At 70.3% G+C, this 12,843-nt stretch carries 14 protein-coding genes; 5 read left to right on the forward strand and 9 right to left on the reverse strand.

From position 1 onward, the window contains the following. Window positions 1–28 precede the first annotated feature (28 nt). From J3S20_RS02470 to J3S20_RS02485, 4 genes are read right to left on the reverse strand one after another with little or no spacing between them, the layout of a single operon-like run. Entirely contained in the window at window positions 29–1,381 is a 1,353-nt protein-coding gene (locus tag J3S20_RS02470) for a cytochrome P450 (protein ID WP_216834283.1), read from the reverse strand. Next, window positions 1,378–3,009, reverse strand: coding sequence for a Dyp-type peroxidase (locus tag J3S20_RS02475; protein ID WP_216834285.1), 1,632 nt, complete (start codon window positions 3,007–3,009; stop codon window positions 1,378–1,380). The genes J3S20_RS02470 and J3S20_RS02475 overlap by 4 nt, the downstream gene beginning before the upstream one ends. Before the next feature lie 13 nt (window positions 3,010–3,022). Then, window positions 3,023–3,973, reverse strand: coding sequence for a hypothetical protein (locus J3S20_RS02480; protein ID WP_216834287.1), 951 nt, complete (start codon window positions 3,971–3,973; stop codon window positions 3,023–3,025). A gap of 13 nt (window positions 3,974–3,986) precedes the next feature. Next, window positions 3,987–4,634 (reverse strand): hypothetical protein, encoded by a 648-nt coding sequence (locus tag J3S20_RS02485; RefSeq protein ID WP_216834289.1) that lies wholly within the window; start codon window positions 4,632–4,634, stop codon window positions 3,987–3,989. A gap of 193 nt (window positions 4,635–4,827) precedes the next feature. Between J3S20_RS02485 and J3S20_RS02490 the strand changes: the two genes are divergently transcribed. From J3S20_RS02490 to J3S20_RS02510, 5 genes are read left to right on the forward strand one after another with little or no spacing between them, the layout of a single operon-like run. Beyond that, a complete protein-coding gene (locus tag J3S20_RS02490) occupies window positions 4,828–5,505 on the forward strand; it encodes a GntR family transcriptional regulator (RefSeq protein ID WP_216834290.1) in 678 nt (225 codons plus the stop codon). Further along, entirely contained in the window at window positions 5,502–6,500 is a 999-nt protein-coding gene (locus J3S20_RS02495) for a Bug family tripartite tricarboxylate transporter substrate binding protein (RefSeq protein WP_216834292.1), read from the forward strand. Before J3S20_RS02490 ends, J3S20_RS02495 begins: the two co-directional genes overlap by 4 nt. After that, window positions 6,497–7,261: an RraA family protein gene (locus J3S20_RS02500; protein WP_216834294.1), complete on the forward strand. Its 765-nt coding sequence runs from the start codon at window positions 6,497–6,499 to the stop codon at window positions 7,259–7,261. The genes J3S20_RS02495 and J3S20_RS02500 overlap by 4 nt, the downstream gene beginning before the upstream one ends. Further along, complete coding sequence (locus J3S20_RS02505; protein WP_216834296.1) at window positions 7,261–8,235, forward strand: Bug family tripartite tricarboxylate transporter substrate binding protein; 975 nt, start codon at window positions 7,261–7,263, stop codon at window positions 8,233–8,235. Before J3S20_RS02500 ends, J3S20_RS02505 begins: the two co-directional genes overlap by 1 nt. Then, the gene (locus J3S20_RS02510; protein WP_216834298.1) at window positions 8,232–9,437 is read left to right on the forward strand and encodes a mandelate racemase/muconate lactonizing enzyme family protein; all 1,206 of its coding nucleotides are present in this window, start codon (window positions 8,232–8,234) and stop codon (window positions 9,435–9,437) included. The genes J3S20_RS02505 and J3S20_RS02510 overlap by 4 nt, the downstream gene beginning before the upstream one ends. A 61-nt stretch (window positions 9,438–9,498) precedes the next feature. Here the strand turns inward: J3S20_RS02510 and J3S20_RS02515 are convergent, their stop codons facing one another. The 5 genes from J3S20_RS02515 to J3S20_RS30715 are packed head-to-tail and all read right to left on the reverse strand — an operon-like array spanning window position 9,499 to window position 12,804. Next, complete coding sequence (locus tag J3S20_RS02515) at window positions 9,499–9,882, reverse strand: VOC family protein (protein ID WP_216834300.1); 384 nt, start codon at window positions 9,880–9,882, stop codon at window positions 9,499–9,501. A gap of 12 nt (window positions 9,883–9,894) precedes the next feature. Next, window positions 9,895–10,653, reverse strand: coding sequence for an alpha/beta hydrolase (locus J3S20_RS02520; RefSeq protein WP_216834302.1), 759 nt, complete (start codon window positions 10,651–10,653; stop codon window positions 9,895–9,897). Then, window positions 10,650–12,041, reverse strand: coding sequence for a PfaD family polyunsaturated fatty acid/polyketide biosynthesis protein (locus J3S20_RS02525; protein ID WP_216834303.1), 1,392 nt, complete (start codon window positions 12,039–12,041; stop codon window positions 10,650–10,652). The genes J3S20_RS02520 and J3S20_RS02525 overlap by 4 nt, the downstream gene beginning before the upstream one ends. Window positions 12,042–12,072: 31 nt before the next feature. After that, window positions 12,073–12,372: a DUF6200 domain-containing protein gene (locus J3S20_RS02530; protein WP_216834305.1), complete on the reverse strand. Its 300-nt coding sequence runs from the start codon at window positions 12,370–12,372 to the stop codon at window positions 12,073–12,075. Window positions 12,373–12,429: 57 nt separating this feature from the next. Then, the gene (locus J3S20_RS30715; RefSeq protein ID WP_216834307.1) at window positions 12,430–12,804 is read right to left on the reverse strand and encodes a DUF6312 domain-containing protein; all 375 of its coding nucleotides are present in this window, start codon (window positions 12,802–12,804) and stop codon (window positions 12,430–12,432) included. Window positions 12,805–12,843: the final 39 nt, after the last annotated feature.

A 12,843-nucleotide genomic window follows, 5' to 3' on the forward strand; every position in this document is an offset into this window, starting at 1 on the left:
CCAGCGGGAGGTGTGCCGCGCAAGCCGGTCAGGCGGCGTCGAAGGCGACCTGGAAATGCACCGGGAAGGGCGTGCCCGCGCCATCGACGGGCCCGGCTCGCCGCAGGCCGGGGCGGCGCAGCAGCGGCTTCAAAAGCTGTGGAATGACGGCCTGGTTGATATGCGCGCCGAAGCAGGTGTGCATGCCATACCCCCAGAGGATGTACGCCTCCGGCCCGCGCCCGGCGCGGAATTCCGCAGGCCGCTCATGCGCGATGGGATCGAACATGGCCGAAAGGTTCGCGGCCAGCACCATGGCGCCTTGCGGCACGCGCTGCGCCCGCAGCGTGCCGCGGGCGATCACCGTCTCCCGCACAGCGCGGCGATAGATGAAGGGGTTCACCGGGTCGAAGCGCAGCGCCTCCCACAGCAGGGCGGCGAGGGCGGCGTCGTCATCGGCGCGGGCCGCGGCCTGGGCGGCCGCCAGCGCCTCCGGCCGGTCCAGCAGCGTGTCCAGCGCCTTGACGCTGGCCTTGGACAGGGTGGGCACCAGGCCGATGAGCAAGCCGATCAGGTTGTTGCGGATGCCGAGGTCGTCCATGCCCGGCACGCCTCCGGCCTGCATCGCCAGGCAGCGGTCAAGCACCTGGTCCGTACCGGTCGGCGCCGCCTTGCGCGCCGCGATGGTGGCGTCGAGATAGGCGCGGCAGGCACTCGCAGACTCCATCGCCGCGCGCGTCACCGCCGCCTCACCCGCCAGGTCGACGAAGAGGTACCAGAACATCCGCGTCGTCCAGTCCGCCATCACGGGGCCGGAGGGGCCGGGCGTGCCGAAGTAGTGGCCCAGCAGCCCGGTCAGCACCGGCAGGGTCAGCGCCTGCGGCACATCGATGCGGCTGCCGGCGGCGGTAACGATCGCCTCCGCCTGTGCTGCCACATAGGGAATCACGATCTCCGGCACCTCGCTGCGCCGCACGGCGAGGCGCATGTTCGAAACGTCGCGCGTATAGGCGGGGCTGTCCTGCATGCCGAGGAAGAAGTTTTCGCCATCCGTGATGGCGCGCATCTTCGGCTCGTAGACGACGGCAAAATCGCTCTCGCGCTCCAGCACCTCCGTGACATCGGCATGGCGGGTGACGATGACGGTGCCGGTGTTCTCGTAGGCCGCGATCAGCTTTCGGGACAGCGCCAGGTTGGGCTTGGCCGCGCGCAGCAGGTCGAAGACCAGGCGCTGGTTCTCGGTGGCGCCCAGCAGTGCCGCGATGCGCGCGCCGCGTCCATCGGCGCCGCGCGCATAGGCCCGCGCGCCACGCAGCGCCAGCTTGCCGGCAGCACCCAGCGCCGCACCCGCCATGCCCAGCCGCACGCCCGCCGCGCTCGCAACATTCCCGAGAAAGCTCATGTCGGGTCGACGATGCCCGCCGCGATCATCCGCAGCGCCGTCATGCTGGGCGTGACGAAATACTCGCCACCGCGCGTCTCGACGAATTGCGGCAGGCGGTCGCAGATGAAGGGTGGCTTACCGGAGGCGGGGTCCGCGGCGATGACGAATTTCGCATCCTCGCCGTGATTGCCGACGATCGGGCAGGTGTCGTTGCCGGTGTTGAAGTCCAGTCCGTATTGCATCCATTGCTGCTGCACGAATTCGAATTGCCGGAACAGATTGGCGCAGGTCGCCAGCATAACGATGCCGTGCTCCTGGTCATCCGCCACCGCATCCAGTGCCGCCTGGCCATAGGGCAGGCCACGGCGCAGGATTCGGCGGCGGTTGTTGAGGACGGAGCCGTTCAGCTGCTTCGGATCATCCGAGGTCAGCAGCGGGTCCATCATGTCCCGCGTATTGGACCGGCGCAGATGCGACCCGAAGGGACACTTGGCGCCCAGCGGATCGCTTCGGAAGGTGAAGTCCACCATGGCGCGCGCCAGGGCGGCGAGCGTCGCCTTGTCGTCCTGCGCCTCCGCCGTCGCGCGGCGCTGCTGGAAGGCGCGCCATTCGGCATAGGTGGGGGCAGCCATCAGCGGCACGCCATCGGTCCAGCGGCCGGCGATCTTGGCCTTCAGCGTCTCGCAGGCCTCCTCCTGCGGCACGCCCATCACCGCGGCGAATTGCACCGCCATGCGGTCCATCGCGGCGTGCCAGGCGGCGACATTCTGGTGCAGCTTGCGATAGGCGACGAAGGTGCCGTTGCGGCTGAAATCCAGCGGCATGCCGGCGGAGGGGATCTCCTGCGATTCATCTGGATGGCCGAGCAGGAATTCGCCGGTGGCGAGCGGCGCCCAGCTCTGGTCCGGCAGCAGCTTGCCCTGGCCGATCACGGCGCCGGCCATGCGCTCCGGCGGGTATTGCCCGTCGAAGACCGCATCGCCAATGGCATCGGTGAAGCCGAAATGCTCCCTGGGCGTCGGCGCCATGCTGCCATCCGGCTGACGCTCCATCAGCGCGGAAAGGTCCTGCCAGCGGGACTCCGGCCCGCGATGGCCGTCCAGCAGGGTCACCTTGCCTTCCGTGGCGCGGACCAGCGCCTCGATCTCCGCCGTCAGCTCATCCAGTCGCGCCACGGCCGTGCCATCCGGATTGGCCTGCGCATTCAGCGTCAGCAGCACATGCACGCGCCGGCGCGGATCCTCCCGCCACAGCCAGACCGGGTCCCAGGTCTTCTCGATCCGGTCCGGAAAATTGTCGCACAGGATATCGGCGCGGGCGGGCATGCCGTCGATGAATTCATCCGGCATGCCGCGCAGCGTGCGGATCGGCACGCCCAGCGCCAGCAGGCCCCAGAAGGTGAAGGACACATTCACCGCCACCTGCGGGCGCCGCTGGAACACCGTGCCCGGCGGTGGCGCCTTGTCCTTGGAGGAGGGCCAGCGCAGCGCCGTGGTGACATAGGGCCGCACCATGTCGAGCAGCCGGCGACCGGCGCGCGCTTCCACGATGTTTAGCAGCAGGCAGCGCCCCTTAGGAAAGCCGAGGCGCCCATAGGCGGTCAGCACATTGCCCTGGATATCCGCCAGGTCGAGCTGGGTTGCCATGTTCACCGCCTCCTCAGCTTCGCACCACGCCCCGGTGCTGGGTGGGCGCGGCCACATCCTCCGGCCGATGCCGGGCGAGGAAATCGCCGAAGGCCGCATGCAGCGCCTCCGGCCCCTGGCCCTGCGTCTCGATCGCGAAGCGGGTGAATTTCTGCTGCAGGTAGAGCGCCTTCAGCACGTGCGGCAGGTCGGAGCGCGGCGCCATGGGAAAGGGTTTTGCGCCCGCCTGCATGACGCTGCGCCAGGCCCACCACAGCGTCACCGGCAGCGCCACCAACCCCAACAGCGCCAGCCACAGCCATCCCTTGGCAAAAATACCGATGACCAGCCCCAGCACCAGCGCGCCGGCGGCAAGGGCCGCGGGCAGCAGCAGCCGCTTCAGCGGCAGCGGCACCAGCGGCGGCGCGCCCTGCCAATAGTCGTTGAAGGGCATGGTGGTCTCCAGCTGGCAGGCGCGGATCAGCCGCACGAAGCCGGCGGCATCCGTGGCGCGCTCATGGCCCTCGGTATGCATGAGGATCGCCCGCAGCTCCGGCTCCATGACGGACCAGAGATGCGTCAGGTAGTCCGCCAGAGCGGCCTCGCTGCCATCCGGCGCATCGAAATCCACCACGAAGATCAGGTAGGAACAGGGTAGGCGGTCGACCGGATCCGCCTCGCTCGGCTGCGGCGCCAGCTTCAGCGCCACCTTGATCGGGTCGCGCTGGCCGCGGCCATTGAAGGCGACATCGTCGAGGATGGCGAAGCGCGCGAAATGCGTGCGGTCGCTGCGCGCGAAGGGGCTGTTGATGCCGATCTTTTCCGTCGCCGGCGTCTGCAGCGCGGTCGGCATCGCCGCCAGCGTCGCGCGCAGTTCATGCACATGGGAGGTGACGGTCGCATCCGTGCGCGGATCGGCGCAGAGTCCGGTGCGCACCGGGATCAGGGCGGTGAGGAAGTAGTGGCCGCCATCGAAATTGGGCATGCGCGGTCTCCCCTCAGGTCGGCGGCCGGCGGATCAGCGCCTCGCGGTTCAGGTCGGCATTCTGCGTGTCGTTGCTCGCCACCGGGGCGTAGCCGGGCGAGGGCATGTCGTTCTGCACGGCGACAAAGGCCTTTCGAAAGGCCTCGGCGAAGTCCGCGGGCGGCAGCGCCGCGTGCTGGGCGCGCAGGTCATCCAGCACGGACCAAAGCCGCAGCGCCGCCTTGATGTCGCGCTGCGCGGCGCCAGGGGTGGCGTTGTAGTAGTAGTCGGTGTCCACCTGGTTGGCGCGGATGTAGTTCTTGAAGGGCGTGATCGGGATCGAGCCCGGGTACTTCGTGCTGGAATACCAGAACAGATCGAGCCCGTTCGGGATGCCGTCGCTGAAGGCGTCGATATACTGGTCCCAGGTGCCGTTGAAGTTGCTGACGAACAGCATGTAGTCGTTCTCGATATCCGGCTTGCCCTGGCCGAGATCCGGCCACTGGTCCCGCTTGATCATCACCCAGCGCGCGAAGTGGATGATGGACAGGCCGAGCAGCCCGCCCAGCTGCTGCGGCTGGGTGCGCGCCACCATGAAGAGCAGCCGGTTGATCCAGGTCTTCCAGGGCCGCATGGGGGTGACGACGTTCATCCCATAGGCCTTGCCCGCGACATTCGACATCGGCAGCCCCCCGCGCGTCGCGACCTGCGTCGCGTGACGGGTGGCACGCTATCGCGCCGGCCGGTCGTTGCAAGGCAAAACAGGTCTCCCGCGAAACCATCGGAAACACGCGGTTCATGATCTTGGGCGGCCCGGGGTCCAAGGGCACTCGGAAGATCTTGCATTTTATAAAATCGAATGCGCAAGATGCCGCATGCCCCCCCCCACCGCCTCCACCCCCGCCTATGCCATCCTGCGCGACCGGCTGCGCACCACCATCCTGAGCGGCGCCTGGCCGCCCGGCACCCATCGCACCCTGGGCGCCCTGGCGCTGGAACATCGCGTCTCCATCAGCCCGGTGCGGGAAGCGCTGCTTTCCTTGGAGGGCGAGGGGCTGGTCGAGATCCGCCAGCATCGCGGCGCCATCGTGCCGCTGCTTGACGCCAAGCTTTTCGCCGACCTCTATGACCTGCGCGGCGCCCTGCAGGCGCTGATGGCCCGGCGCGCCGCGGAATGCGCGACGCCCGCGCAGCTGGAGGGCATCGCCGCCCATGCCGCCGGCTTCGCCGCGGCGGCGGAACGCGCGGATGCGGCCGAGGCGCTGCGCCACAACGAGGCCTTCCACGCCGCCATCGACAGTGCCGCCGGTAACCCCCAGGCGCAGGCCGTCGTCGCCGCGCGCACCGCCTTCGTCAACGCCGTGCGGCTGCGCCTGGGCTATGGCCCGGCCCGACTGCAGCAGGCCGCGGCGCAGCACGAGACCATTCTGGCCGCGCTGCGCGCCCGGAAGCCGGAGGCGGCGGCGGAAGCCGCCTTCGGCCATGTCGAATCCGCCAAGCGCGACCTGCTCGAAAGGTTCGCGGAAGAACAAGGAAGGACGCCCGAAAAATGAAGCCACCGAGCCCTTCGCCCAGGCCCACGCGCCGCCTCCTGCTGGGGGCCGCCCTCGCCGGCCTCGCCGCCCCCGCCGGGGCGCAAACCCCCGCCTGGCGGCCGGACCGGCCGCTGCGGCTCATCGTCGGCTTCGCCCCGGGCGGCACAGCGGATCTCGTCGCCCGGCTGGCGGCGGCGGAGATGGGCAAGGCGGTGGGCCAGACCGTGGTGGTGGAAAACCGCGTCGGCGCTTCCGGCAACCTCGCCACCCAGGCCGTGGTGCAGGCGCCGGCGGATGGCCACACGCTGGCGCTCGCCGGGCTGCAGCTGGTGACCAATCCCGGGCTGATCGCACAGCTCGGCTACGACCCGGCGCGGGACCTGCAGATGTGCGGCCAGCTGACCGCCCTGCCAGTGGTGGTGATGGCCAGCGCGCGGTCCGGCATCACGACCATCGAGGAGGCCATCGCCCGCGCCAAGGGCGCCGGCGTCACCATCGGCACGGCCGGCGTCGGCACCTCCTCCCATCTCGGGGCGGAGCTGCTGTTCCGCACCGTCGGCGGGCGGTTCGAGGGCGTGCAGTATCGCGGCGGCGCGCCGGCCTTCCAGGCGCTGCTGTCCGGGGACGTGGAAATGATGTTCGACCTGGTCGCCAGCTACCAGGCCCCCGCCGCAGCGGAAGGGCGCGTGAAGATCCTCGGCGTGATGCAGCAGCAGCGGGCGGAAGGCATGCCGGAGGTGCGCGCCTTTGGCGAGGCCGGCCTGCCGGCGGAGGCGCAGATGCGTTCCTGGCAGGGCATCTGCGTCCGCGCCGGCACGCCGCCGGCCGCCATCGCCGCGCTGCATGCCGCGACCGTCGCCGCCGTGCGCGCGCCGGACTTCGTGGCGCGGATGAAATCCCTCTCGATCGAGCCGGTGGCAAGCGCCAGCCCGGCGGAGTTCGATGCGCTCTACCGCGCCGAGCTCGGCCGCTGGACGGCGCTGATCCGCGCCGCCGGGATCACCGTGCAATGAGCGCGGGCGCGCAGGATCCCGCCGCGCGGCTGCGCGCGGAGGTGAAGGCCATGCGCCTCGACTGGCTGGTGGCGGAGCGCGAGGCACGGCCGCTGGCGCCGCTGCCCATCCCGGGCCGGGACCTGCTCGACCGCTACGGGCGGCTCTATACCGGCGCCGTCTCCGACGTGCTGCGCGAGCATGCGCTGATGGACCAGGCGTTGCCCATGCGCATCCAGCCGCTGCGGCCGGAGCAGCCCTGCACGGCGGGCTTCGCCTTCACCGCCAAATCCGCACCGAACACGCAGGTGACCGGGGAGATGACGCTGCGCAGCGCGATGCTGGAGGCGATGGGCGAAGGCCATTTCGTGGTCTGGGATGCCGGCGGGGCCGAGGATTCCACCGCCTGGGGCGGCGTGATGACGGCCGCCGCCAAGGCGCGCGGCGTGCGCGGTGCGGCCATCGATGGCGGCGTGCGCGACACGCGCCAGGTGATGGATGCGGACTTCCCGGTGTTCTGCCGCTTCCGCCACCCCAATGCGGCGCTCGGCCGAGCCATGCTGTCGCACTTCCAGGTGCCGCTGCGCATCGGCGCCGTCATGGTGCATCCCGGCGACATCGTGGTGGCGGATATGGATGGCGTGGTGGTGGTGCCGCGCGCGCTCGCCTTGCCGATGCTGGAACGCTGCGAGGAGATCCTGGGGCTCGAGCGCGAAATCTTCGGCTGGATCGCCCAGGGCGATTCGGTGGCGGAGATCAGCGCCAAGGGGGGCTATTTCTGATGCAGCCGCGCATCACCCGCCGCGGCCTGGTCGCGGCCGCCCTGCTGCCGCTGCCGGCCCGGGCGCAGCAGCCATGGGCGCCGAGCCGACCCGTGGGCTTCCAGGTCGGCTTCCCCGCCGGCGGCAATATCGACTTCTGCGCCCGGCTGCTGGCGCGCGAACTCGGCCCGATGCTGGGCCAGTCCGTGGTGGTGGAGAACCGCACCGGCGCCTCCGGCAACCTCGCCACCCAGGCGCTGGTGCGCGCGCCGGCGGATGGCCACAGCATCGGCTTCGCCGCCATCCACCTGGCCACCAACCCCGCGCTGATGCCGCTGGGCTACGAGGCGCAGGAGATCGAGATGCTGACCCAGACGGGGGAGGTGCCGGTCTTCTTCCTGGCGAGCCTCGCCAGCGGCATCACCAGCGTGCAGCAGGCGGTGGCGAAGGCGCGGGAGGCCGGCGGCGACCTCACCTTCTCCTCCGGCGGCGTCGGCACCTCCTCCCACCTCGCCGCCGAACTCTTCGCCCGCCGCGCCGGCTTCCGCTTCACCCATGTGCCCTTCCGCGGCGGCGGCCCCTCCATGCAGTCGCTGCTGGCGGGGGAGGTGCAATGCTCCTTCACCGTGGCGGAGGCCTCCATCCCCGGCAATATCGCCGCCGGGCGCATCCGCGGCCTGGCGGTGATGCAGCCCGAACGCCTGGCCGCGGCGCCTGAGACACCGACGATCGCGGAAGCCGGCTATGGGCCGGAGGTCTTCATCAGTTCCTGGCACGGCATCATGCTGCGTGCCGGCACGCCCGAGCGCGCCCGCGCGCGCTGGTTCGAGGCGGTGACCCAGGCGCTGCGCGCCCCCGCCGTGCAGGACGGCTTCGCGCGGTCCGGCATCACCCCGCGCGCCAGCGAGTCGCCCGCCGCCTTCACCACCTTCGTCCAGGCCGAGACCGAGCGCTGGACGCGCGTCATCCGCGAAGCCGGGATCACCGCCCAATGAAAAGCCCGAAGATCACGGCCATCCGCACGCATCTCATGCAGGCGGGGCCGCTCGGCGTCTCCGGCTGGGGCGATGTGAAGACCAGCATCACCACCGGCACGCGCAACTGGCTCTTCGTGACGGTGGAGACCGATGCCGGCATCACCGGCCTCGGCGAGGGCAGCGGCTGGCCACGGGTGGTGGAAGCGGCGGTCAGCGACCTGGCGCATATCCTGATCGGGCAGGACGCCTTCGACATCGAGCGCCTGAGCCAGCGCCTGACGGTGGCCATGATGGGCCATGGCATGAATGGCGTGGTCGGCCAGGGTGCCATCGCCGCCCTCGACACAGCGCTGTGGGACATCAAGGGCCAGGCACTCGGCGTGCCGATCTGGCAGCTGCTGGGCGGGAAGATGCGCGACCGCATCCGCTGCTACACCCATGCCTCGACACCGGAACAGGCGAAGGATGCGGTGGCGCGCGGCTATACCGCGATCAAGACCGGCGGCGTCGCGAACCCCGTCGCCAAGGCCCGCGAGATCCGCGCCGCCATCGGCGAGGAGGCCGACCTGATGATCGACCTGCACGGCCCGCCCTGGCTGAACCTGCCGGACGCAATCGAGATCTGCCGCGAACTCGGCAAGCTGAAACCCCTGTTTGTCGAGGAACCGCTGGCGCCGGAGAACATGGAAGGCTACCGCGCGCTGCGCCGCGCCGTGGACGTGCCCCTGGCCGCGGGCGAACGGCATGGCGGGCTGCACGGCGTCGCGCCGCTGCTCTTCGAGAATCTGGTCGACGTGATCCAGCCCGATAGCGGCCGGGCCGGCGGGCTGACCGGGCTGCGCAAGCTGGCGGGCCTCGCCGAGGCGCGCTTCGCGACGGTGGCGCCGCATTCGGGATCGCTGGGGCCGGTGGCGGAATTCGCCGCCATCCACCTGCTGGCGGCAATTCCCAATGCGCTGATCCTGGAACGCATGGATCCGGACTGGCCCGGCCGCGCGCAGGTCACCAGGGGCGTGGTGCCGGTGATGCAGGAGGGGCATGTGCTGCTGCCGACGGCGCCGGGGCTGGGCGTGACGCTGGACGAGGCCTTCGTCGCGGCGAGCCCCTCGGTTCGGAATTGTGGGCTGCCGAGTGGGGGGTGGCCGAAGGGGACGGAGGGGGCGACGCTGTACAACCAGCCGCGGACGCCGAGGATGGGGATTGCGCAGAAGGAAGCATGAGGGGCCGTTGCCCCCTCAAACTCCCCCACCAGGGACCAGTGGGTCCCTGGACCCAGGGGAATCAGGCGAAGAGCTTTGCGACCTCGGGGTTTTGGAAGCGCTGGATTTCCAGGGCGTAGCCGGTGGGATCTTCGAAGAAGAAATGCTCGAGATGGGGGCCGCGCTGCAGCGGGCCCAGCTTCGGCACGCCAGCCGCCATCAGGCGCGCATGCCAGGCGGCGACGTCCGCCACCACCAAGGTCAGCAGCGCGGCACTGCGCGGCTGATGACGCAGATGGCCCCTATTCCCATCGACGATCCCGAAATGGCAGTTGGGCGCGATGCGATAGATGCGCGCGCTCCCCTGGTCCACCAGCAGTTCGAAGCCCAGCGTCTCCTCATAGAAGGGAATCACGGCGGCAAGGTCGGCATAGTAGAAGAAGGTGATGGCGGTGGCGGCGGTCATGCGCGGTGTCTCTCAGGCGGTCAGCGTAGCGTAAAGCGCGCCCTGCGCCGGTGCATAGGCGGCGCCAAAGTGGTTGACGCCGGGCAGCACAAAAGTTTCCGCGCCGGTCGCGGCCGCCATGGCCTCGGACTGCCGGATGAATTCGGGGCTTTCCGCCGTGCCCCAGGCCAGGCGCAGCGGCGCGGTCATGCGCGCGGCGTGGCGAACCGGGCTCAGCGCCTCCGCCTCCGCCGCATCCAGCAGCACATAGTGCCGGCGCGCGGAGAGCAGCACCGGCTCCATGTCGTAGACGCCGGAGACCAGGGTGACGCTGGCAAACTCCATCTCGGTGGCCAGCACGGCCGCCAGATGCGCGCCGGAGGAATGGCCGGAGAGATGGATGGGCCCACGCGGCCGCAGCCAGGCGACGCAGTCCCGCAGCTCCGCCACCACATCCGGCAGGCGGCGTGCCGGCAGCAGGCTGAAATCCGGCACCGCCACGGCAAAGCCCGCAGCGGTCAGCGCCGGCGCCAGGAAGCCGGAATCGTCGCGCGACTGCGCCCGCCAGGCGCCGCCATGGATATGCAGATGGATGCCGCGCGCGGCGCCTTGGGCCGGATACAGGTCCAGCAGATGCGGACCATAGGAGAAAATCTCAGGCCGCAGCGCGGCACGGGCAGCGTCCGTATCGGCGCGGTAGCGGGCCAGCCAATCCGCCATGTCCGGCGCCCAGACGCGCTGGTCGTAGGCGGCATCGAGCGCCGCCTGATCATAGTGCAACCAGACCGTCATCGCCGATGCGCGACCAGCGCTGCCAGGCGTTGCGAGACGACATCGGCGGCGCCCGCCATCAGACGCTCCGCCAGCACATCCACATGCCGCGCGCGCCAATCCTCCAGCGGCGTGCCTGCCAGCCAGGCATTCAGCGCACCCATTGCCGGCCCGCAATGCACCTGGAAATTCGCACGATCCGCCGCCTTCCCCTCGATCGCCAGGCGGTTGGTATGAACAAAGTACCAGCGGAAGACCATGCCCATGCGCTTCTTCGGATTGGCCTCTGCCGCCGCCAATTCGGCCGGTGCGGCGCGGGCGTAATAGGCGGCGGTTTCTGCCCAGACCTCGGCGATGCTGCGGCCGAACCAGCGCGTCTCGATCTCTGTCAGTGTCGCGGCCGGAATCTCGTGCAGCCCCTCGTGGCGGACATACAGCTCGTACAGGCGTTGGGCGCGGCCCGGGAACAACGTGCCGCGCCGCAGCACCTGCACCTTGGCGCCGATCTCGAACATGTCGCCGGCCGGCGCCATGTCCGTATCCGCGATGCCGGCGCGCGCCAGCAGGTCCTTCACGGCCTCGCTGGTCCCGGCCTCCGGCGTCGCCTGGTTGATCGAGCCGGTGAGCACGAAGTCAGCGCCCAGCATGAAGGCGGCCGCGATCGCCTCCGGCGTGCCGAGCCCGCCCGCCGCGCCGATCCGCACGCGCTGCGCCAACCCGTGGGTGGCGGCCAGGCTGTCGCGCAGCTGGCAGAAGTTGGGGACCAGGGTGAAGGCGACGCGCCGATCCGTATGGCCGCCAGAATCCGCCTCCGCGCAAATATCGTCCGCCAGCGGTATTGTGTGCGCAAGCGCCGCCTCGTCCGGCGTGATGCGCCCGGCGGCGGCCAGCGACGCCACGATGTCCGCGGGCGGCGGCGCCAGGAATTGCCGCGCCACTTCGGGCCGCGACAGTTTGGCCATCACCAGGTTGCGCGGCCGCGCGACCCCCGCCGCATCCCGCGCCAGGCCGTTGAGCCGGTAGCGCACCAGCGCCGGCGTCACCTGCACAAAGGCGGAAGCCTCGATGCGCCGGACGCCGCGCGCGAGCAGCAGGTCCACCAGCGCTTCCTCCTGCGCCGGCAGCACGAAATTGTGGAGGAAGTTGATGCCCCAGGGCGCCTCGGGCGGCAGGCTGGCCTGCAGCCGATCGATCGCCTCCGCAATGCGCGGCAGGGTGCAGCCGCCGGCACCGAAAAACCCCAGCAACCCGGCCCGCGCCAGCCGCTCCAGCATCGCCTCCGAGGCGATGCCCTTGACCATGGCGCCGACCACATAGGCCAGCCGCACGCCATGCGCCGCGAGGAAGTCCCGGTCCCCGAGGTCACGCGCCGCGAAGCGCGCCGTTGCCAGGGGCCCGGTGCCGTCCAAGCGCGGCCGCTTCCGTCAGCCGCGCCGCGGCTCAATCATCATCGTCGTCATCGTCATCATCGTCGTCGTCATCATCGTCATCGAGCAGGGAGGCGAGCGTCGCCTTCTCCCGCACCAGGACGACGACGACGGAGGCATCGGCCTTGATGACGCCGTCCTCGCGCAGCGCCTCGACCGAATTGTCCACCTTGCGCATCAGCGGCCCGGCGCCGCGGCGCAGGCGGCGGATGCGCTTGCGGCTCTGCCGGCCGAGATCGACGATGTAGAATTCGTCGCTGTCTTCCGGCGCCGGCGGCGGTGGCGCCTTCCGGCTGGTGGTTGCCTCGCTCATTGCGAACCCTTCTCTCCCTTGCCGGGCCGGTCGCCCGAAGGACACCAACGGACCGGATCAGTCGCTGTCGCGCACCGCGCGGAAGACATTGCGCGGCAGGTCCTTGAGCCAGCCGTCGCGCTTGCGGCGGTTGGAACGCTCATGCCGCGCGAGATAGATCTGCGCCACGCCGAGCTGCCGGCGGACCAGCTTTCGCATCCCGCGCTCCAGCGGCTTCAGCATCTTCGCCTGCTTGCGCCGCCGCGGCCCGGAATCGTCCAGTTCCCCGGACCGCACCACGCCGCTATGCGGGCGCACCACATGGATGCGCACGCCGTCATCGAGGATGTCGTCCACCACATCCTCCGCCCTATTCCTGCCAGCCGAGCGGAACAGGACGCGCTCCTGCCCCCGCCCATGCCGCCCGATCTTGACCACCGAGACCTTTCGCACGCCGTGCAATGTGGCGCGCTTCCTGAAAACGATGCTGGG

This window comes from Falsiroseomonas tokyonensis (assembly GCF_019024325.1).
GTDB lineage: Bacteria > Pseudomonadota > Alphaproteobacteria > Acetobacterales > Acetobacteraceae > Falsiroseomonas > Falsiroseomonas tokyonensis.